The sequence below is a fragment of the Luteibacter sp. 9133 genome (genome assembly GCF_000800155.1).
Classification (GTDB): Bacteria; Pseudomonadota; Gammaproteobacteria; order Xanthomonadales; family Rhodanobacteraceae; genus Luteibacter; species Luteibacter mycovicinus.
In genome coordinates this window covers 1,159,293-1,180,290 of sequence record NZ_JUHO01000001.1, presented here as the reverse complement: position 1 = coordinate 1,180,290, position 20,998 = coordinate 1,159,293, and the positions used below count along the sequence as shown (strand labels likewise).

General features: G+C 62.9%; 20 protein-coding genes. 6 read left to right on the top strand and 14 right to left on the bottom strand.

What is annotated here, in order from left to right:
• Positions 1 to 5: 5 nt before the first annotated feature.
• From FA87_RS05065 to FA87_RS05020, 10 genes are read right to left on the bottom strand one after another with little or no spacing between them, the layout of a single operon-like run.
• Complete coding sequence (locus FA87_RS05065) at positions 6 to 1,493, bottom strand: oligosaccharide flippase family protein (protein ID WP_043692830.1); 1,488 nt, start codon at positions 1,491 to 1,493, stop codon at positions 6 to 8.
• A 28-nt stretch (positions 1,494 to 1,521) separates the two neighbouring features.
• Positions 1,522 to 2,262: a CmcI family methyltransferase gene (locus FA87_RS05060; protein WP_197062365.1), complete on the bottom strand. Its 741-nt coding sequence runs from the start codon at positions 2,260 to 2,262 to the stop codon at positions 1,522 to 1,524.
• Between the two features lie 22 nt (positions 2,263 to 2,284).
• Entirely contained in the window at positions 2,285 to 3,094 is an 810-nt protein-coding gene (locus FA87_RS05055) for an SDR family oxidoreductase (protein WP_043692824.1), read from the bottom strand.
• On the bottom strand, positions 3,094 to 3,582 hold the full coding sequence (locus FA87_RS05050; protein ID WP_043692821.1) for an acyltransferase: 489 nt from the start codon (positions 3,580 to 3,582) through the stop codon (positions 3,094 to 3,096). The genes FA87_RS05055 and FA87_RS05050 overlap by 1 nt, the downstream gene beginning before the upstream one ends.
• A complete protein-coding gene (locus FA87_RS05045) occupies positions 3,579 to 4,811 on the bottom strand; it encodes a class I SAM-dependent methyltransferase (RefSeq protein WP_043692818.1) in 1,233 nt (410 codons plus the stop codon). The genes FA87_RS05050 and FA87_RS05045 overlap by 4 nt, the downstream gene beginning before the upstream one ends.
• Positions 4,808 to 5,371: a dTDP-4-dehydrorhamnose 3,5-epimerase family protein gene (locus tag FA87_RS05040; RefSeq protein ID WP_043692815.1), complete on the bottom strand. Its 564-nt coding sequence runs from the start codon at positions 5,369 to 5,371 to the stop codon at positions 4,808 to 4,810. The genes FA87_RS05045 and FA87_RS05040 overlap by 4 nt, the downstream gene beginning before the upstream one ends.
• Positions 5,368 to 6,444, bottom strand: a complete 1,077-nt coding sequence (gene rfbG, locus FA87_RS05035; RefSeq protein WP_043692813.1) for a CDP-glucose 4,6-dehydratase — start codon at positions 6,442 to 6,444, stop codon at positions 5,368 to 5,370. Before rfbG ends, FA87_RS05040 begins: the two co-directional genes overlap by 4 nt.
• A complete protein-coding gene (rfbF, locus tag FA87_RS05030; RefSeq protein WP_043692810.1) occupies positions 6,441 to 7,211 on the bottom strand; it encodes a glucose-1-phosphate cytidylyltransferase in 771 nt (256 codons plus the stop codon). The genes rfbG and rfbF overlap by 4 nt, the downstream gene beginning before the upstream one ends.
• A gap of 33 nt (positions 7,212 to 7,244) precedes the next feature.
• Positions 7,245 to 8,255 (bottom strand): glycosyltransferase family 2 protein, encoded by a 1,011-nt coding sequence (locus tag FA87_RS05025; protein ID WP_043692807.1) that lies wholly within the window; start codon positions 8,253 to 8,255, stop codon positions 7,245 to 7,247.
• Entirely contained in the window at positions 8,248 to 9,108 is an 861-nt protein-coding gene (locus FA87_RS05020) for a glycosyltransferase family 2 protein (protein ID WP_043692804.1), read from the bottom strand. Before FA87_RS05020 ends, FA87_RS05025 begins: the two co-directional genes overlap by 8 nt.
• Positions 9,109 to 9,279: 171 nt before the next feature.
• On the opposite strand from FA87_RS05020, the gene pilB reads away from it, so the two are divergent.
• The 4 genes from pilB to coaE all read left to right on the top strand — a co-directional run bounded on the left by pilB (position 9,280) and on the right by coaE (position 13,965).
• The gene (gene pilB, locus FA87_RS05015; RefSeq protein ID WP_043692801.1) at positions 9,280 to 11,007 is read left to right on the top strand and encodes a type IV-A pilus assembly ATPase PilB; all 1,728 of its coding nucleotides are present in this window, start codon (positions 9,280 to 9,282) and stop codon (positions 11,005 to 11,007) included.
• A 143-nt stretch (positions 11,008 to 11,150) separates the two neighbouring features.
• On the top strand, positions 11,151 to 12,416 hold the full coding sequence (locus FA87_RS05010) for a type II secretion system F family protein (RefSeq protein ID WP_043692798.1): 1,266 nt from the start codon (positions 11,151 to 11,153) through the stop codon (positions 12,414 to 12,416).
• A gap of 80 nt (positions 12,417 to 12,496) precedes the next feature.
• Positions 12,497 to 13,366 (top strand): A24 family peptidase, encoded by an 870-nt coding sequence (locus FA87_RS05005; RefSeq protein WP_043692795.1) that lies wholly within the window; start codon positions 12,497 to 12,499, stop codon positions 13,364 to 13,366.
• Positions 13,363 to 13,965 carry a dephospho-CoA kinase gene (coaE, locus tag FA87_RS05000; protein WP_043692792.1) on the top strand — a complete coding sequence of 201 codons (603 nt, stop codon included), beginning with the start codon at positions 13,363 to 13,365 and terminating at the stop codon, positions 13,963 to 13,965. The genes FA87_RS05005 and coaE overlap by 4 nt, the downstream gene beginning before the upstream one ends.
• Positions 13,966 to 14,022: 57 nt before the next feature.
• Here the strand turns inward: coaE and FA87_RS04995 are convergent, their stop codons facing one another.
• Positions 14,023 to 15,273 (bottom strand): GGDEF domain-containing phosphodiesterase, encoded by a 1,251-nt coding sequence (locus tag FA87_RS04995; RefSeq protein WP_043692790.1) that lies wholly within the window; start codon positions 15,271 to 15,273, stop codon positions 14,023 to 14,025.
• Entirely contained in the window at positions 15,270 to 16,517 is a 1,248-nt protein-coding gene (locus FA87_RS04990) for an HD-GYP domain-containing protein (protein ID WP_036115129.1), read from the bottom strand. Before FA87_RS04990 ends, FA87_RS04995 begins: the two co-directional genes overlap by 4 nt.
• Positions 16,518 to 16,709: 192 nt before the next feature.
• Between FA87_RS04990 and msrA the strand changes: the two genes are divergently transcribed.
• The gene (gene msrA, locus FA87_RS04985; RefSeq protein WP_052191151.1) at positions 16,710 to 17,384 is read left to right on the top strand and encodes a peptide-methionine (S)-S-oxide reductase MsrA; all 675 of its coding nucleotides are present in this window, start codon (positions 16,710 to 16,712) and stop codon (positions 17,382 to 17,384) included.
• A gap of 122 nt (positions 17,385 to 17,506) precedes the next feature.
• On the opposite strand, the gene hutU is transcribed toward msrA, so the two are convergent.
• Together hutU and FA87_RS19740 are read right to left on the bottom strand one after the other, a co-directional pair.
• Entirely contained in the window at positions 17,507 to 19,177 is a 1,671-nt protein-coding gene (hutU, locus tag FA87_RS04980) for a urocanate hydratase (RefSeq protein WP_043692787.1), read from the bottom strand.
• A gap of 84 nt (positions 19,178 to 19,261) precedes the next feature.
• Positions 19,262 to 19,690 carry a hypothetical protein gene (locus FA87_RS19740; protein WP_052191150.1) on the bottom strand — a complete coding sequence of 143 codons (429 nt, stop codon included), beginning with the start codon at positions 19,688 to 19,690 and terminating at the stop codon, positions 19,262 to 19,264.
• Positions 19,691 to 19,744: 54 nt separating this feature from the next.
• On the opposite strand from FA87_RS19740, the gene FA87_RS04970 reads away from it, so the two are divergent.
• Positions 19,745 to 20,998, top strand: coding sequence for an ectonucleotide pyrophosphatase/phosphodiesterase (locus FA87_RS04970; protein ID WP_043692781.1), 1,254 nt, complete (start codon positions 19,745 to 19,747; stop codon positions 20,996 to 20,998).

Sequence of the window (20,998 nt, the reverse complement as noted above, 5' to 3'; positions counted from 1 at the left end):
GCCGATCAGACCGGCTGGCTCCGGATGAGTCGGCGCAACCGAGGGGCGGCCATGGCCGCCGCAACCAGCATCGTCGTGCCGGCCATGGCGAGCCAAAACCAGCCGCCGATACCGGAAATCGTGTCAGGAGCAGCCAGGCGCCATAGGCTGCCCAGGAAGGTTGCCGCAAGCAACGGCCGGAGAACATCGTGCAGATACCACATGCCCTGCTCGCCCTGAAGTAATCGCCTGTGCATGAGCGGGACCACCACGAGCGTATAGCCTGCGTTCAATCCAAGCCACGTGCACGCGGCGGCCATCGGCCCATACATGGGAACGAACAATAGCAACGCCGGTACCACCATAGTAATCGCGAGAAGGTTCAAGCGAATGGTAAGCCCGGTCCAGCCCGCCGAGAGCTGCAGATAATACGGAAGGGTCATCATGCCATTGAGCATGCTACCGACGGCAAGAATGGAAACCAACGACTGCACATGGTCCACCGTGGTCGGGTCGTGTAGCCACAAAAGGAGGAGAGGGTGGCCAAGCAGCACCAGGAAAACGGTCGCCGTGCCCAGTAACACACTCACCAGCTGGCACGCCAAATGATACGTATCGGACAGCTCGACCGAGCCTTGAGCGAACAACTGGGTGAAGCGCGGGTAGAACGCCTGGGCGATGGGCGCGACGAGTCCAAGAGGTGTCTGAGCCACTACAACGGCCAGCGCGTAGTAGCCGAAAGCCTCGAGCGAAAGCAGACGGGTAAGCAGAACCTTGTCCATATTGCCCAGTACGACCGACATACTGGCCACCATCATGGTCCCGGCAGCAAAACGCCAGGCAGCTTGCAATGGGCCGAACGAGAAATGTCGTGGGGCATCGACCGCGGGACGAATTGTATAAACGACCGCGGCAAACGCAATGACGGTCGCCACGCCCGCAAGCAACTGCCAGTAGAAGAAGGCGGCAGCGGTGGGAGAGAACCACGCGACCACTACGAAGGCCCCGGCGTTGCGCCATGTCGCCGAGCACGCCAACACCACATTCAGGGCTACCTGGCGCTGCAGGCCGATGAGCGCACTGCGGTAAACATTCTCTACGAGCCGTAGAGCAACGAGCACACCCATTACTCGAAGTGCGGATGCCACGTCATCGACGGGAATACCTCGCGTGCCAAGCCAATGCTCGGCAAGCCAGCCGCTACCACACCAGATGACCGCAGCAATGACCGTAGCGAGTACGCCAACGACGCATTCGACCCCACGCAGAAGCTGGGCCATGTCGCTAGCCCCACCGTCGGGCGACGCGCGCATTCGGGCAAACTCGCGACTGACCGTTGGCGCCATGCCCAGGTCGACAAGCGTAAGGAGCCCGATGAGCAGTGCAAATACCCCCACGAGCCCGTAACCTTCGGCCCCGAGATACCGAATGTAGGCGGAAACGAAGGCGACATTCATCAGCGCGGTCCAGCCTGCGCCGATGTAGTTAGCCAGTATGTTGCGCCTTAGGGCCATACGGGTTTCCCGATTGCCCGCACCAGTCTCAATCAGCCGCGATCCGACGCAGGTATGCGTTAGGCCAGTACGTCACCCGCTCATGAATGCGGCCCTCGTTGAACGGAAAAACAGGCTCTTCGAGAACGAAATCGCTGCGCTCCGCCAAAAAGTCTCGAACAGCGAACTGCGGGTTATTCGTATCCCAATCGGCGGCGGTGCGCTCACCGCCTACGACCTCTTGCATGATGCCGTCGCAAGCCACGATGTACGAGCCCTCGGAAACAAGATCGCCATAGGCACGAAGCTCTTCGAGGACGTGTTGGCGGCTATGGTTCGAGTCCAGCAGCACCAGTACCTTCTCGCCGGGACGAATACGTGCGCGAACGTCGGAGACGACGGCAGGATCGATTGAAGACCCCTCGATCATCTCGATTCGCGCGATCATTTCGTGGGCAAGCATCGCCTCACGGTTGTGCGGACGTATTTCGATGTCGACCCCGATGACGCGACCATGATTCATCGCGGTCATCAGACCCGCATAGAAAATGAGGCTGCCCCCATGCGCGATACCCGTTTCGACCACGACGTCGGGGCGCAGGGCGTAGATCAGCTCCTGGATGCGCATCATGTCTTCGGGAAGCTGGATGATCGGACGTCCCATCCAGCTGAAGCCGTACACGTATTTCGCGTCCCAACCGCTACGCAGCCAGGCCTTGGAGATCGCGCTGAAAGCCTCAGGTGAACCGATGGCCACTTCAATCGAACCTTCCGGCCCGTCGAGCTGCACGAGGCCACGCTCCATATCGATTTTAAGCATTGAGAGATTTTCCGAACTCGTAAGTCAGAGATTCCAGTTGCGACAGCACGGTGCCCGGCACGAAACCGAACTCGGCTTGCAGCCGGCCAATATCCAGAGGTAGTGCCGCTTGCGCTCGCGCCTTGTGGTCAAGGACCAGTTCGGCACCGGAAGCATGAAGGATAGGCGCCAGTACCGCAGCGTGCGACAGGTTCACGCCGCTGGCGAGGTTGTAACAGGAATAGGTGCCACCGGCAGCGATCAGCGGCAGCATGCGCACCACGTCCTCGACGAGGATGTAGTCCTTGGCGGAGTCGGGAGCCGAACGAAGCATCACCCGACGCTCTTCCCACGCCTCCCTCATCACGTCGAAGACGAAGTTTCTCGAGCTAAAATCGCGCCCAATAACGTTAGACAGCCGGACGACACGCACATTATCGCGACCGGATCGATGGCAGATCGACTCCCCGGTCAGCTTGGTCAAGTCGTAAAAGTCTTCTGCCTCTGCTGGATCGATCGTGATTCGGGCCGATTCGCGGGTATCCGCTGCGTGCCTGTACAACCGAGCCGATGACAGGTAAAGGAATGAATCGAAGTCCGTACTGCGAAGAAGGCGGCTGGCCAGTGACACATGCGCTTCGATCGTATCGAACGGACGTTGACGAAAGTCGGCCGTAACACCCACGGCGTAAATGACATGACCGAGCGACCCATCGGGTAAGTTATCGCCTCGCTCAGGCGTGCGAACCTGGGCCCCACTCTCGCGCAGTGAAGCGACGAGTTCGCGACCGATGAAGCCGGTAGCACCGAACACCGTAAACATCACGAGCGATGTCCGAGGAGCCGCAACGGACTGCCGCCATAGACGCCAAAAGGCTCAAGCTCACCGCGCACGATGGAGCCCGCACCAATGACGCATCCCACACCAATGCGCGTGCCATCGAGCAGCACGCAATTTGCGCCGATCCATACGTCGTCGCCGACTGTGACTCCACCTTTGGAGGGACCGAATCCCTGCGAGACGATGGGAACGTCAGCACGCTTGTATGCGTGATTGACCGGCGCCAACGTGCAGTTGGCGGCGATAGCCACGTTCTTCCCGATGTCGATTCCGTTTCCGGAGTAGAGCACGCAACCCGAATTGATCGTGGATCCCGCACCGATGGTGACATCACCGATGCCGCCCGCTGGCTTGATCTTGACGAATGCATCAATGGTGACGCCGGGTCCGACGACGATGCGAGTTCCCCGGACGGAGTCTTCCAGATCCGCCAGTGGAGAGATACGTGCGCTAGGGTCGATCGAGATCATGCGTCAAACACCTTCAGCGAAGGAATGGCGATGACAAAGCGACCACCCCACTCGCCGATATAGGACAACTGAACAGCAAGCTCCTCGCGCAGGTTCCACGGAAGCAGAACCAGGTAGTCAGGTCGCGCCTCACGTAACGCCTGCTCGGCGAGGATGGGGATCCGGCTTCCCGGTAGAAACTTCCCCTGCTTGTGCGGGTTACGGTCCACGACGAAGGAGAGCAGGTCTGGCCGCACTCCCGCGAAATTCAGCAGGGTGTTGCCCTTGGCGGCGGCACCATAGGCCGCCACAGTCTTACCCGCCCGCCTGGCTTCGAGCAGGAAAGTCAGGAAAGTGTCCTTGACGTCCTCGGCCGCCGACTGGAATTGCCGGTAAAACTCGGGCCGGTCCATACCAGCCTCGATTTCCATTGCGCGAACGCGTGCTACCTCATAGCTGACCGCGTGCGCACCGGAATCGGCCCGTTGCGCAAAAACACGCAGGCTCCCGCCATGCGTAGGCAGCAACTGGACATCGAAAACCCTCAGGCCGTTAGCCTCGAACAGATGATCGACGGCGATCAGAGAAAGATAGGAATAATGCTCGTGGTAAATCGTATCGAACTGGCGCTGACGCACGAGATTGAGCAAGTGGGGAAACTCGAACGTCGCCACGCCCTGCTCGGCAAGGAGTATCGCAAAGCCGGCAACAAAGTCGTTTATCTCGGGAACATGCGCCAGAACGTTATTTGCCGCTATGAGATCGGCCCTGACACCGCTGGACACCAACGATTGCGCAAGCGCCACCCCAAAAAATGCTTCGACGATATCCAGTCCGCGCACTCTGGCGGCGGCCGCTGTACTGGTAGTCGGTTCGACGCCGAGGCTGCGGATGCCCTTATCGTGGAAAAAACCGAGCAGTGAACCGTCGTTGGCAGCGACTTCGATCACTGACGACGACGCATCCAGGTCGAACCGCGCGATCATTTCATCCGCGTAGCGTTCGCAGTGAGCGAGCCAACTGGCTGAAAATCCGCTGAAATAGGCATAGTCCGCATCAAAAAGCTCATCCGCGCGCGAAAAATCCTCCGTTTGCGCCAAGCGGCAGCGGCTGCATACAAGTACGGTCAAGGGAAACCATGTTTCAGGATGCTTGAGCGTCGCGGCGGTGAGATACGCATTCGACGGCGGCGCACTTCCGAGATCGATCAGCGTCTCGCTGAGCAGTTCACCACAATGTCGGCACTTCACACCTGGACTCCTACGAAACTGTTGTCGATGAACGAATGACTGGCATCCCGTTCCGATATCGCGGCGATTTCCATGGGCCATTGAATCGCGACCTGCGGATCGCAAGGATGCACCCCACCTTCGTGTTCCGCACGGTAGGGCTGGCTATGTACATATAGCAGTTCGCAATCGTCCTCCAGGGTCTGGAAACCGTGCGCAAACCCTTCCGGAATCCACATGCAGCGATGATTGCCGGGACTCAGCACTTCCCCGTGCCATTGCAGGAACGTAGGCGAGCCAAAGCGCAGGTCGACCGCGATGTCCAACACCGAACCGCGCAGACAATGCACTAGTTTCGACTCGGCAAAAGGCGGACGCTGGAAATGCATGCCACGTACCGTCCCTCGCCGTGTCGTCACCGTTCGATTGACCTGGGCTACGTTGCCGAAACCGGGAAAGTCGCAACCGCCGCCATGCTCGTACAAGCGCTCAAGGAAACCGCGGCCATCCCCGGCGGGCACTCGCTCGAAAACACGCAAGGAGGCCAGAGGCTCTCCGACGGATACAAGTCGCTGACTCATGCAGGGCTACCTTCCAGGTAATCAGCGATCTGACGCTGAGTGAATGCATGCATGTCGGCCCCCGCAAGCCACTGACGTTGCCAGGCGACCGTTGCGCCCAGCGCTTCGTCAAGGGACCAACGTGGATGCCAGCCGAGATCGGCGGCAGCCGCCGAACTGTCCAGGGCCAACGAGCCTGCCTCATGGGGGTGCATCTGCGTATCGAGCACAACCCTCGCGTCGCCCGACCAGAGTCGGGCCATTCGTTGGGCGACATCACCCACCGTCGCCTGATCGGTGACGCCGGGACCAAAATTCCACCCGTGCGCGAACGCCTTGCCGTCATTTCCGAGCAAGTGTCCGGCCAGTTGCAGATAGCCTGAAAGTGGTTCCAGCACATGCTGCCATGGCCGACTGGCCGACGGGTAGCGCAAGTGCACGGGAAGTCCATGCGCGAAGGCACGCATGCAGTCGGGAACCAGACGATCCGTCGCCCAGTCACCCCCGCCTATAACGTTGCCCGCGCGAGCCGATGCAACGCGGGCGCTTTCCGCCCCCGAGAAGAAGCTCCGTCGATAACTGGCAGACACCAGTTCGGCAGCTGCTTTGCTGGCGCTATACGGGTCATCCCCACCAAGCGCATCGGTCTCGATAAAGCGGGCGCCCATACCGTTGTTGGCGTAGACCTTGTCGGTCGTCACGATCACCACCGCCCGGACACTGGGTACGTCACGTGCCACTTCAAGGACATGGGCCGTCCCCATCACGTTGGTAGCAAAGGTCTCCAACGGCGCAAGGTAGCTCTGCCTCACCAGCGGTTGGGCAGCCAGATGGATAAGCACCTCCGGGCGCGCATCCGACACCGCGTTACGCAGGCTCGCGAGATCGGCGAGATCGGCACGGATGTCGCTGACGAGAGATCGAGCCACATTTGCTACGTCAAACATCGACGGCGAAGGATCCGGGTCCAGCGCATAGCCATGCACGCGCGCACCTAGCCGGTCGAGCAAGAGCGACAGCCATCCGCCTTTGAACCCGGTATGCCCGGTAACGAAGACAGAACGGTTGCGCCACGCGTCAGGAGCAAGTGTCACCAGACTCTCCACGGTGCCTCGCCCGAGGCCCAGAGTTGCTCCAGCAGGGTTCGCTCGCGCAAGGTGTCCATGGCCTGCCAGAAACCCCCATGCTCGAATGCTCGCAGTTGACCACTCTCAGCCAACGAGTTGAGAGGGCCGACTTCCCAGCTTGTGAAATCACCCTCGATCAGATCGAGGCAGGCGGGCGAGAGGACGAAGAAACCACCGTTGATCCGGCCACCGTCCCCGTCAGGTTTCTCGGTGAAGCCAGTAACGCCGCTACCCTGCATACGCAGTGCACCGTAGCGCCCCGGGGGTCTGACCGCCGTCACGGTCGCCAGCTTGCCATGCTCCTTGTGATAAGCAATCAGCGCACCGATATCGAGGTCGGCCACCCCATCGCCGTAGGTAAAGCAAAACGCATCCTCGCCGGCAAGATAGGGCGCCACGCGCTTCAGTCTGCCACCTGTCATGGTGGTATCACCTGTGTCCACTAGCGTGACGCGCCACGGCTCAGCGTGCCTTTCGTGAACCTCCATCCGGTTCTGCACCAGATCAAATGTGACATTAGAAGTGTGCAAGAAGTAATTGGCGAAATACTCCTTGATCATGTACCCCTTGTAACCGCAGCAAATCACGAAGTCGTGCACCCCGTGTGCCGAGTACATCTTCATGATGTGCCAAAGGATAGGCTTCCCACCGATGTCGATCATGGGCTTGGGGCGGAGATGGGTCTCCTCCGAGATACGGGTTCCGAGACCACCTGCCAGAATGACCGCTTTCATTGAATGCCTCTGGAAAAAGTCTCTACGGTAGAGTCAACGCGCACGGGGACCGTCCTTCTGCCTGTGACGCGCCCGTTGCCGCCTCCTGAGCGCGGATAATATCCCCGGAACGATCCGGATGACGCGCAAACGCCACAGAAGCTTGAGCAACAACCGCGAGAAAGGGCCAAATGACTGGTCCACTTTCGTTTGTACCCGGAGTTGGTCAAATCCTGCCTTGTCTGCGGCAACAAGTAACGTCGTCCATCGTTTGCACCATGCAATCAGCAGCCAGAGCTTGGCCAACCGCCCTGCCTGGACCAGCGCCCGGTAAAGCCCGTACTCGTAAATGGCGGTGTTTGCGATGAGAACCGGATCAAATGCCTGCAGGGACGAGGCGTTATCCCCGTCATTGTTCCAGTAACCAGACCGGAACCGAGAAACGTAGGCGTCATGCGAGGCAAGAATCGACGTAAGGATATAGCCATCACCAGTGTTGCCCAGCGCCGGATGAAAATAAAAATCTTCGCGAAGCGCAGCGCGATAAAGACAATTGGTAATCAAGGGGTAGTGGCCTAGAAAGCATTTCATCAATGCCGACCCGGCGGGGTAAAACCCCTCGCGCCAATAGTCAAGCTGGCTACCCTTGACAACACCATGTACGCGCGTCGGCGCATCACAAGCGACCATGTCGATCGATGGCCACGCGTCAAACAACCCTAGCGCGGTTGCGATGAAATCCGGTTCATACGTATCGTCATCGGTGAGGACCGTGAAAAAATCCGCGTCAACGAGCCCGGCGATGGCGTTGAAATTGGCTATCATCCCGATATTGCTGACGTGCCTGACATGGCGGATCTGGGGGTACTTTTCGGCCCATCGGCCTAGGGCCTCCGCTGTACCATCGGAAGAGGCGTTGTCCAATACCACGATCTCGATACCGGCACACGTTTGCGACAAGACGCTGCTGATGGCGTCCCCCAGTCGACCCAGCCGGTTATAGGTGGGAATGAAAACTTGGACTCGCGGCACGGTGTTCGCCCTGTCTGGCGCGACGTCAGGCATCACGACTCTTCACGTACATCAACGACGTGATCTGCTCAGAGACCAGGCCGATAAGAAATACGATGACCGTCGCGCTCCACATGAGCGTGCTGCCATTAGTCAGTCGCCCCTCGTGGACAAACGTCCACGCATAGTTGGCGCAGCCAAGCAGAAAAAAAACGAGACTCACCGGAAAAAACAACTTCAGCGGCGAATACAGCGTCGCGATCTTGAAGATGATGAGCAGGAACCGCACGCCATCCTTCAGCGGTTTGATGTGACTCTTACCAACACGTTGCGCCGCCTTGATCGGCTCGTAAGCCACGCCATAGGCACTGCGAAAGAACGCCATCGTGCTGGTGGTCGGATACGAGAACCCGTTCGGCAATAAATGAATGAACTCGCGAAAGCGCCCTGCGCGGGCGACGCGAAAGCCCGAAGTAAGGTCCGCCACCGGCTGCCCAGTCATCTTACTGGCAAGCCAATTGTAAACCGTATTCGCGACACCCCTCCCCACCCCCGCCTGGCTCTCCCAGTCACGCGCACCGACGACCATGTCGTAACCCTGATCGAGCCGGGCCAGCAACCGGGCAATATCCTCAGGGTCGTGCTGCCCGTCGCCATCCATGAAGACGAGAATCTCACCGATTGCCGCACGGGCACCGCGTTTGATCGCCGCACCGTTGCCCATCGAATAAGGCGATGAAAGACAGGTGACACCTGCGGCCGCGCATACCGCCGGAGTGTCGTCGGTCGACCCATCGTCCACCACAACGATCTCGGCACCCGGCTGTGCGGCGACTAGACGCGGCAACAGGTCTTTCAAGGCAGCCGCCTCATTCTTGGCGGGCAGGATGATGCTTATACGGCTCAAGAGAACTCCCCTTTGGTCGTTGAATGATAAGGGATATCCCTGCGGCGAAACGAGACATTCTCCGCGGCCTTCCGTCAGGAGGAATCGCGACAGGCTTCACAGGTCCACGCGTGACCAAATGAACAATCTGGAGTAGATTCAGGCGCGTATCTCGGGGAAACGGGACCCAACATGGCTTCACAAATGCATTCGCCCATGCTGGCGGGTCTTACCGGCATGGCCCGGCGCCTCGTCACCGAGGGCGTCATGGCCGAGGCCGACGTTCGCAAGGCCGTCCAGGACGCCGCCGAAAAGCGCTCGTCCCTGTCCGCGTGGCTGGTGGACCACAACCTGGTGGACAGCGCCAAGCTGTCCCAGGTGGCGTCTTCCGAGTTCGGCATGCCGCTGATGGACATCGGCGCAATGGTCCCAGCCAACATGCCGCTTGATCTGGTGACCGAGGCACTCATCGCGAAGCACCAGGCCTTGCCGCTCTTCAAGCGCGGCAAGCGCCTGTTCGTCGGCATCGCCGATCCCATGCAGTCGCATGCGCTGGACGAAATCAAATTCCACTCGAACCACATGGTCGAGCCGGTACTGGTCGACCGGTCGCAGCTGCGCCGGGTGATCGACAGCGCCCTGTCGGCGATGAACAACTCGGTGCCGGCCTTCGGTGAGGGCGACCTCGACGAACTGGCGCTCGAGGGTGCCGACGAGGACGGCGATGTCGCCACCGGCATCGATGCCAACGCCAACGACGATGCCCCGATCGTCAAGTTCGTCAACAAGGTCCTGGTCGATGCGATCAAGCGCGGCGCCTCGGATATCCACTTCGAACCGTTCGAAACGGTCTACCGCGTACGCCTGCGCATGGACGGCATCCTGCGCGTCGTCGCCACGGCGCCGATCAAGCTGGGCAACCGCATCGCCTCGCGCCTCAAGGTCATGAGCGGTCTGGACATCGCCGAGCGCCGCGTCCCGCAGGACGGTCGTATCAAGCTCAACCTGACCAAGACCCGCGCCATCGACTTCCGCGTCAGCACCCTGCCGACCCTGTTCGGCGAGAAGATCGTGCTGCGTATCCTCGATGGTTCGTCCGCCAAGCTGGGCATCGACAAACTCGGCTACGAGGAGGTCCAGAAGAATCTCTACCTCGATGCCATCGAAAAGCCCTACGGCATGGTCCTGGTGACCGGCCCGACCGGTTCCGGTAAAACGGTGTCGCTGTATACGGCCCTTAACATCCTCAACACCGAGGGGCGCAACATCTCCACGGTGGAAGACCCGGTCGAAATCCGCGTCGAGGGCATCAATCAGGTCCAGCAGAACGTCAAGCGCGGCATGACCTTCGCGGCCGCTCTGCGCTCCTTCCTGCGCCAGGATCCGGACGTGATCATGGTCGGCGAAATCCGCGATCTGGAAACCGCAGAAATCGCGGTCAAGGCCGCGCAGACCGGTCACATGGTCCTGTCCACCCTGCATACCAACGACGCGCCGCAGACCATCGCGCGCCTGATGAACATGGGCATCGCCCCGTACAACATCATCTCGTCGGTCACCCTGATCATCGCCCAGCGCCTTGCCCGCCGGCTGCACGACTGCAAAAGGGAAATCAGCCTGCCACCGGCCGCACTGCTCGCCGAGGGTTTTACCCAGGAAGAAATCGACGCTGGCATCACCGTGTATGAGGCCGTCGGCTGCGACAGCTGTAACGAGGGGTACAAGGGCCGCGTAGGTATCTATCAGGTCATGCCGATGGTCGAGGACATCCAGAAGATCGTTCTGGAGGGCGGCAACGCCATGCAGATCGCTGAGGTGGCCAAAAAAGCCGGCATCAACGATCTGCGGGCATCAGCCTTGTTGAAGGTCCGCAACGGCGTCACCAGTCTGGCCGAGATCAACCGCGTCACCAAGGACTGACATCTCGTCAGGGGACGAGACGTGTGAAGATGTGCGCTGGATGGCAGAAAGCCACCTCGCGTTGCGTTCACACTAGAATAAGAACAGGGGCCGACCGCCAGCCGGCGGCCACCTGAGGCATCCACCCGGGGGAACACCGCGTCATGGCCATTGCCACCGCCACCAAGAACGCGCGCGCCATCGGCGCTGCGCGCGCATCAGTAAGTCAATTGATCGTCTACGACTGGACCGCGCTGGACAAGCGCGGCAAGCGCATGAAGGGCGAGATGCAGGCCAAGAATGCCTCGCTCGTCAAAGCGGAGCTCCGTCGGCAGGGTATGAACCCTCAGACGGTGCGCGAGCGCTCGAAACCGCTGTTTGGCGCCTCTGGCAAGAAAGTGCAGGCGCGCGATGTCGCCATCTTCAGCCGCCAGATTGCCACCATGATGGCCTCCGGCGTGCCCATGGTGCAGGCGCTGGAGATCATCACCGGCGGCCAGAAGAACCCTCGTTTCAAGAACATGCTGATCGAGGTCAAGCAGTCGATCGAGGGCGGCTCGTCGCTGCATGAGGCGTTGGCCCTGTATCCCGTGGAGTTCGACGAGCTCTACCGTAACCTGGTTCATGCTGGCGAAGCGGCCGGTGTACTCGATACGGTGCTGGACACCGTGGCGACCTACAAAGAACGCATGGAGAGCATTAAGAAGAAGATCAAGAAGGCGCTCTTCTACCCAATCATGGTTCTCGTGGTCGCGCTTTTGGTGTCCATGATCCTGCTGCTCTTCGTGGTACCGGTGTTCCAGCAGACGTTCAAGGATGCCGGGGCGGAACTCCCCGCACCGACCCAGTTCGTGGTCAGCGCGTCCGAGTTCATGCAGTCGTACTGGTGGATGGTGATCGGTGGCATCGTGGGCGGCGTCTCTGCTTTGATCTACTTCAAGAAACGCTCGCCGAAGTTCGCCCATTTCCTGGAGCGCGTGATGCTGCGCCTGCCGGTGATGGGCAACATCATGCACCAGTCGGCCATCGCCCGATTCGCGCGTACGCTTGGCGTCACCTTCCACGCGGGTGTACCGCTGGTCGAGGCTCTCGAAGCCGTGGCCGGTGCCACTGGCAGCGTGATCTACGGCGAGGCGGTCATGCAGATGCGTGACGATATCGCCGTCGGTCACCAGTTGCAGCTGTCCATGCGTCAGGCTGGGCTGTTTCCCAACATGGTGGTCCAGATGACCGCCATCGGTGAGGAATCCGGTTCGCTCGACGCGATGCTCTTCAAGGTCGCGGAGTTCTACGAGGAGGAAGTCAGCAACGCCGTGGACAATCTGGCGACGCTGCTGGAACCCATGATCATGGTGATCCTTGGCGTGCTCGTCGGCGGCATGGTGGTCTCCCTCTACCTGCCCATCTTCAAGCTCGCCGGCACGGTCTGACCGAACACCCGCCGAGCCATGCACAATAGGAACCCTTCGCCCTCGCGGGCGGAGGGTTTTTTCTTGACCACGGATCTTCCATGCCCGACTTGCCCCTCGCTCTCTGGATCGGCCTCGCCGGTGTCTTCGGCCTGCTGTTCGGCAGCTTCCTCAACGTCGTGATCCTCCGCGTCCCTGCGCGCATGCAGGCGGAATGGCGCAAGCAGGCGCGTGAAGTCCTCGAACTGGACGCCGTGGACGAGGCGCTGCCGCCCGGCGTGGTGAAAGAGTCGTCGCACTGCCCGAAGTGCAAGCACCCGCTGGCCGCCCGGGACAACATCCCGCTGTTCGGCTGGCTGATGTTGCGCGGCCGCTGCCGCTATTGCCACGAGCCGATCTCGATCCAGTACCCGCTGGTGGAACTGCTGGCGGCCTTGGCCAGTGCCGCCGTGGTCTGGCGTTTCGGGCCGACGCCGGGAGCCCTGGCCGGGCTGGTGCTGACGTATTTCCTGATCGCGCTGTCCGGCATCGATGCGCGCACGCAACTGTTGCCGGACGAGCTCAACTACCCACTGCTGTGGATCGGTCTCGGCCTGTGTCTGATCCCCACCTGGCAACCCCTGCCGATCGCCCCGACCTCCGCCATCCTCGCCGCCCTGCTCGGCTACCTCAGCCTCTGGAGCGTCTACTGGCTGTTCAAGCTGCTGACCGGGAAGGAAGGCATGGGCCACGGCGACTTCAAGCTGCTCGCTGCGCTGGGCGCCTGGATGGGCCCGGTCGCGCTGCTGCCGATCGTCATGCTGTCGTCGCTGATCGGTGCCATCGTCGGCGGCGCGCTGATTCTGTTTCGTCGCCACGGACGCGAGGTGCCGATTCCTTTCGGGCCCTATCTCGCCGCGGCGGGCTGGGTCTGGTTTCTGGTGGGCGATCGCCTGCTCGCCCTCTACATGCAGGTCAGCGGCATCCGATGAGCGGCATCGTCGTCGCGCTTACCGGCGGGATCGCATCGGGCAAGAGCGCGGTCGAGCGCCGCTTCGAAGCGCGCGGTGTGCACGCCTACGACGCGGATGCGGCATCGCGGGCCGTGGTTGAGCCGGGATCCGAGGCGCTTGCCGAGGTAGCGCGCGTGTTCGGGCCCGGGGCGCTGGACGACGAGGGCCGCCTTGACCGCGCGGCCATGCGCCGGCGCGTGTTCGACGATCCGTCGGCCCGGACGACACTGGAGGGCATCCTCCATCCGCGCATTCGTGACTGGTTGCGGGAGGCTGTCGCAGCCGATACGGGCGCCTACTGCATCCTGTCGATTCCGCTGCTCGTGGAGAACCACCGCCATTACGCGTGGGTCGACCGGGTGCTGGTGGTGGATGCGCCGGAGGCGGTGCGGATCGACCGGCTGGTACGTCGGGATGGTATCGACGAGGCGCTGGCGAGGAAGATGATCGCGGCGCAGGCGAGCCGGGAAGACCGCCTGGCGATCGCGGATGATGTGCTGGTCAACGATGGCGACGAGGCGAACCTGGACGCGCAGGTTGAGATGCTCGACCGCCGCTACCGCACCCTGTCGTTGTAGGAGCGCGCCCCGCGCGCGAAACGACCTCGCGAAACCTTGTCGCGCGCAGGCGCGCGCCTACACCATTGATGCGGCGGTCAGCCTTTCGCTGACGAACGACTCCGCAGGGGTGGGTCGGCCGATGTGATAGCCCTGCACCAGATCGCAGTCCATCTCGACGAGGCGACGCAGCGTGGCCTCGTCCTCGACGCCCTCGGCGATCGCTTCCAGCCCCAGGCGGTGGGCGACGTCGATCATCGCCTGCACCAGCAGTTCGGTACGGCTGTCGCCGGTCATCGCGTCGACGAAGCTGCGGTCGATCTTCAGCTCGGTCGCCGGGAAGTGACGCAGGTAGGCGAACGACGCGTACCCCGTGCCGAAGTCGTCGATGGCGACGCGTACACCGCAGTCGCGCAGGCGACGCAGGACGCGCACGCTCATGTCCAGATCGGTGAGCAGCGCCGTCTCGGTAATTTCCACGATCACGGACTGGGGCGGCACGCCCCAGATATCGATGGCGCCCAGCACCTGTTCGGCGAAGCCCTGCTCGACGAACACACGCGGCGACAGGTTGATCGCCACGTCGAGCGCACAGCCACCCCGATGCAGGGCCGCCGCATGCCGCAGCGAGGCGTTGATGCTCCAGCGGGTCAGCGGCACGATGAGGTCGCTGCGCTCGGCAAAGGGGATGAAATCGCTGGGCGGGACGATGATGTTGGCGGCGGTGGTCCAGCGCGCCAGCGACTCCACGCGGTTCATTTCACCCGAGCGCAGATCGTGCAGCGGCTGGAAGGCGACCTGCAGGCGGTTGGCTTCGATGTCCTCGCGTAACTCGCCGTAGAGGATTTCTACCGGTGTCACGTCGGGCTTGTAGATGGCGAAGGCCTCGCCGATGCGCAGGGCTTCGTCGTGCGCCAGCTCCGCGCGGCGATACAACCAATCGGCGGTCACACCATGCTCGGGATGGATGGCCACACCGACGACGGCGCGACCGTGCCAGGGACGCTCACCCTGCATCAGCGGGCCATCGAACGCGCCGACGATGCGGGTCGCCGCAAGCAACGCGTGCGTGCGGTTACGCACCATCGGAAGAACCACCACGAACGTGTCATCTCCCGCCACGAAGACGGTGTCGACATGGCGTACGGCATCGACGATGCGTTCGCGCGAGGCCAGCATGATGTCGCTGCCGAAGTCGTAACCGAAACGCAGTTGCGCCTCGCGCATACCTTGCAGACGTACGATCAGGACGGCGCACGGGCCGGCATCCGGTGACGACCGGTCGAGAATCGACTGGACCGCCGGCAGGATGTAAGCCCGTTCGCTCATGCGACGAAGTACTCGCGCGGATCGATACCGTGCGAACCGGCTGGCAAGGTGCGGAGAATCTCACGGCGCACCAGATCCACCTGGCGCATGAGATCGACGATCAGGAAATCGTCGAGCGCGCTCTTGTCGGGCCGGGAGAGAATCGCGACGCGCGGCTGCAGGCGGCGCGACTGGTTCTGCACCATCACGATGGCCACCTCACCGGTGTTGAGTTCGACCAGCGTCCCCGTGGGATAGACCCCCAGGCAGGCCTGGAACTGTTCGACCAGCTCGCCCTGGAATTCGCGGTCGCGGCCGGCGTACAGCTCGCGTAAGGCGACATGCTGCGACACGGCCGAACGGTACGGACGCGGCGTCGACATCGCGTGGTAGGTGTCGATGATCGCGGCCATACGCCCGGCGAGCGGAATGGCGGTGCCGGCCAGTCCCGAGGGATAGCCGGTACCGTCGTAACGTTCGTGGTGGGTGAGCACCATGTCGCGCACTTCGTTGTCGACGACACCGGAGTGATCGAGGATGGCGACGCCTTCATTGACGTGCTGACGTGCGAGGCCCCATTCATCGTCGTTCAGCGGTCCGTCGCGACTAAGCAGTTCCTCAGGCAGCTGCGACTTGCCGACATCCATCAGCAGGCCGCCGGCGGCGAGACTAACGATAGCGTCGCTTTCGAAGCCCATGTGCCGCCCGAAGGCCGCGGCGAGCGTGCTGCAGCCGATCGCGTGCTGATAGGTGTAGCCATCGCGCCGCCGCAGGCTTTCGATCCAGAAGAACGCGTCACCACTGCGCAGCACACTCTCGACCATGGGGCGCACCGCGTTCTCGACAGCCTGCGGCTCGACCGGCCGACCATGCCGCAAGTCGTCGACCATGCGCGTGGCGAACTCGGCGACGGTGTCGAACGCCTCTCTGGCGCGCGGCATCTCATCGTCGAACGAGGCCGTGTCGGTATACGCGTGTCGACTGACCAGACGCAGGCTCGCCGCAGCACGCGGTGCGGGGGTGGCAACGGCCTTCGGCGCGATGCGCTGCGGGGTGAACCGGCTGTCGGGGACGACCTGACGGTGCATGTCCACGAAGACGTATTTGCAGAAACGACTGAGCGACTCGATGTCCTCACGGGACTCGATGGGCAGGCCCTGCAACGGAAAGGGCGTGTCGGACCAGTCACAGTCCAGGCGACTGACATACATGCCGACCTCCAGGTCGGACACGAAGACACGTCGCTCCACTAAATCGTACGCCACGTTTCCCCTCGCTCCTTTAGCCACGCTGGCCGAATACGCGCACGACTCTAGCGTGTTGCGCGTGTCGATGGCTTATCGGCCCTGCACCCCGATTCTGTAGGTACAGAGTTGTGAAGGCGGCCTTCACGCCGTGTCAGGTTTTCCCGGGTACACCGGTCTGGTCTATCAGGTCATGTCGACCGGGAGAAACTCATGCCGCGCCTTTCCCTGATCCCCGCTCTGCTCCTCGCCCTCACCGCCTGCTCGGCCGCTTCGGCGCGCGACGAGGGTGTCCGCCTGCCCACCCCCACCGTCGATGCCGCACCGGCCGCTGGCGACGCCACCGCCGTCTTCGCCGGTGGGTGCTTCTGGGGCGTCGAGGGCGTGTTCCAGCACGTCCGCGGCGTGAAAAGCGTCCGCACCGGCTACTCGGGTGGTGACGCCGCCCACGCCAATTACGACGATGTCAGCGACGGTGATACCGGACACGCCGAATCGGTGAAGGTCGTTTACGATCCGGCACAGGTGTCGTACGGGCAGCTGCTGCAGGTGTTCTTCTCGGTGGCGCAGGATCCGACGCTGCTGAACCGGCAGGGGCCCGACTCGGGCACGCAGTACCGGTCGGCGATTTTCTATGCGACGCCGGAGCAGAAGAAGGTGGCGGAGGCGTATATCGCCCAGCTGACCGCGGCGCACGCGTTTTCGTCGAAGATCGTGACGGAGGTAACGCCGTTTAAGGGCTTTTACCTCGCGGAAGACGAGCACCAGGACTATATGCGTCTGAATCCGGACGCGATGTACATCGCAATCAACGATCGGCCGAAGGTGCTGGCCCTGCAGCGCATTTATCCGGAGCGGTACGTGGCCGGCTGGGCCAACGGCCGCTGAGAACCCGCAATCTCGTGTAGGAGCGCGCCCTGCGCGCGATAGCCGGGTCGCGCGCGTGGCCATATCCGGGTCGCGGAGCGCGATATCCGGGTCGCGCGCAGGCGCGCTCCTACATCTTGGGGTTAGATCATGGGCAGGTTCAGGCCCTGCTCCCTTGCGCAGGCCACGGCATCCTCGTAGCCCGCATCCGCGTGACGCATCACGCCGGTGCCGGGGTCGTTCCACAGCACGCGGGCCAGCCGCTTGTCCGCCGCCTCGCTGCCGTCGGCCACGATCACCACGCCGCTGTGCTGGCTGTAACCCATGCCGACACCGCCGCCGTGGTGCAGGCTGACCCAGGTCGCCCCGCCCGCCACGTTGAGCATCGCGTTGAGCAACGGCCAGTCGCTGACCGCGTCGCTGCCGTCGCGCATGGCTTCGGTTTCCCGGTTCGGGCTGGCGACCGAGCCGGAATCGAGATGGTCGCGGCCGATCACGATGGGCGCCTTCAGTTCGCCGTTGCGCACCATCTCGTTGAAGGCGAGCGCCAGCCGGTGCCGCTGCCCCAGACCCACCCAGCAGATACGCGCCGGCAGGCCCTGGAAGCTGATCCGCTCGCGCGCCATGTCCAGCCAGCGGTGCAGATGCGGATCGTCGGGAATCAGCTCCTTCACCTTGGCGTCGGTCTTGTAGATGTCTTCCGGATCGCCTGACAGCGCGACCCAGCGGAACGGCCCGACGCCGCGACAGAACAGCGGTCGCACGAAGGCGGGCACGAAGCCGGGGAACGCGAACGCCTCGCTCAGCCCCTCGTCCTTGGCCATCTGACGGATATTGTTGCCGTAGTCGAAGGTCGGCACGCCCTGCCGATGGAAGGCGAGCATGGCCTCGACATGACGGCGCATGGACACCTTGGCGGCATGGGCGGTGCCGGTCGGATCGGCCTTACGGCGCTCGAACCATTCCTCGACGGTCCAGCCGGACGGCAGGTAGCCGTTGACGGGGTCGTGGGCGCTGGTCTGGTCGGTGACGGCATCGGGACGGACGCCCCGGCGTACGAGCTCCGGCAACACGTCGGCCGCGTTGCCCAGCAACGCCACGGACACGGCGCGGCCTTCCTTCGCGTAGCGATCCAGCCGCGCTAGCGCGTCGTCCAGGTCGCTGGCCTGCTCGTCCACGTAGCGCGTCTTCAGGCGGAAATCGATGCGGCTCTGCTGGCATTCGATGGTCAGCGACGAGGCGCCTGCCAGAGAGGCGGCGAGCGGCTGCGCGCCGCCCATGCCACCAAGGCCCGCCGTCAGAATCCAGCGACCGGCCAGCGATCCGCCGTAATGCTGACGCCCCATCTCGACGAACGTCTCGTAGGTACCCTGCACGATGCCCTGCGAGCCGATGTAGATCCATGAGCCGGCGGTCATCTGGCCGTACATCATGAGGCCCTTGCGGTCGAGCTCGTTGAAGTGCTCCCAGTCGGCCCACGCCGGCACCAGGTTGGAATTGGCAAGCAGCACGCGCGGCGCGTCGGGGTGCGACGGGAACACCCCGACCGGCTTCCCTGACTGGATCAGCAGCGTTTCGTCGTCGCGGAGTTCGCGCAAGCTGCGCAGGATGGCGTCGAAGCATTCCCAGTTACGCGCGGCACGACCGATACCGCCGTAGACCACCAGTTCCGCCGGGTTTTCCGCCACCTCGGGATCGAGATTGTTCTGCAGCATGCGGAACGGCGCTTCCGTCAGCCAGCTGCGGCAGGTCAGTTCGGTGCCGCGCGGCGCGCGGATGGTGCGGGTGGTGTCGATGCGCGTGACAGCCGTCATCGGGATGCTCCGGAGCTCGGGGAATCCCGGATTATGGGCGCGCCGCGCCACCACCCGCCAGCGGCGGCGCAGCAAAGCCGGCGCTTACTGGCCGCTGGTGGACGGTCGCGACGGGGCGACGGCGCCGCGGTTGGAGGGCGTGGTCTCGTACTTGCGCGCGGCCGAATCCTGCTGCGCGCGGTTCAGTTGCTGCTGGCTGCGCTGTGCGTTGTCCAGCTGGTTGCGCATGGCCGGGTCAGTCGTATTGGTCCGCTGGATCGCCGTGTTGTTCTGCTGCAGCTGCTGGCGCACATTGCTCTGGTTCTGCGCGTTCTGCAGCTGCTGACGATCGACCTGACGCTGAAACTGCGCCGTCTGCGACGGCGTGGACACCACCGCGCGGGGAGGCGGTGTCGCAGCCGGAGCGGCCGCGGCGGGCCGGGCGGGCTTGGCGGGCGGGGTTTGCGCGGCCGCAAGCGCGGGCACGGCGACGAACAGCACCGACAGCAAGATGTTGCGTGATGAATTGGTCATGAGAGTCCGCCATGATGGTAGGTATTGATTAGCTCAGAGCCTACGTTTTCCGTCATGAACGTCACGTTTTCCCGCCTCGCCGCGATCTTCACGCTGATCGCCACGCTGGCCGTCACCGCTTGCGCCACGCGTCCGGTTACCGCTCCCGCCCATCCCCCCGTTCTGCTGGTTTCGATCGACGCCTTCCGCCCCGACTATCTCGACCGGGGACTGACCCCGAACCTAATCGCCATGGCGAAAGACGGCGCCCGTGCGCCTTACATGCTGCCGTCGTTTCCGTCCCTGACCTTCCCCAACCACTACACGCTGGTGACGGGACGCGTGCCGGACCACAACGGCATCGTCAACAACACGATGAGCGATCCGGCGCTGGGCAGCTTCAGCCTGGCCAACCGCGCGGCGACGAGCGACGGCCGCTGGTGGGCCGATGCCGAACCGATCTGGGTGACGGCGCAGAAACAGGGTCTGCATACGGCGACGATGTTCTGGCCAGGTACCGAGGCCGCGATTCACGGCGTGCGCCCGGACCACTGGATTCCGTTCGACGATTCGCTGACCTCACGCGCCCGCGTCGACAAGCTGCTCTCATGGATCGACGAGGCGGGTCCGAAGCCGGTGTTCGACACGCTGTACTTCGACGCGGTCGATCACGCGGGCCATGAGTTCGGGCCGGATTCCCCCGAGGTGAACGCCGCACTGCGCGAAGTGGATGATGCGCTCGGCTACCTGATCGCCCAGCTGCGCCAGCGCGGGCTCTACGACCGGATGAACCTGATCGTGCTGTCCGACCACGGCATGGCCGACGTGCCAAGGGGCAACATCGTCTTCGCCGACCAGGAGACCGACCTCGACGCGCTCGACGCGGTGTCGTTCGGTGTCATGGCCACCTTCAACCCGAAGCCGGATCGTGACTCGTCCGCCGCCGTGGCGCGGCTGCTCGGTCCGCACGAGCACATGCATTGCTATCGGAAGGAAGACCTGCCGGCGCGGCTGAACTACGGCACCCACCGCCGCGTACCGGCGCTGCTGTGCCTCGCCGACACCGGCTGGGCGATCACCAGCCACGAGCAGCTGGCGAAGCGGAACGGGCCGATGTCGCGCGGCGAGCACGGTTACGACAATCTCGACCCGACCATGCGCGCGCTGTTCGTCGCCCACGGTCCGTCGATCGGCCATGGCGTCACCATCGCGCCGTTCCCTAACGTCGACGTCTACCCGCTGCTCGCCCACCTGATCGGCATCGAACCGCTGCCGAACGACGGGCACCTGAAGGATGTCGAGGGCGTGCTGGCGACACCGGCTCACTGA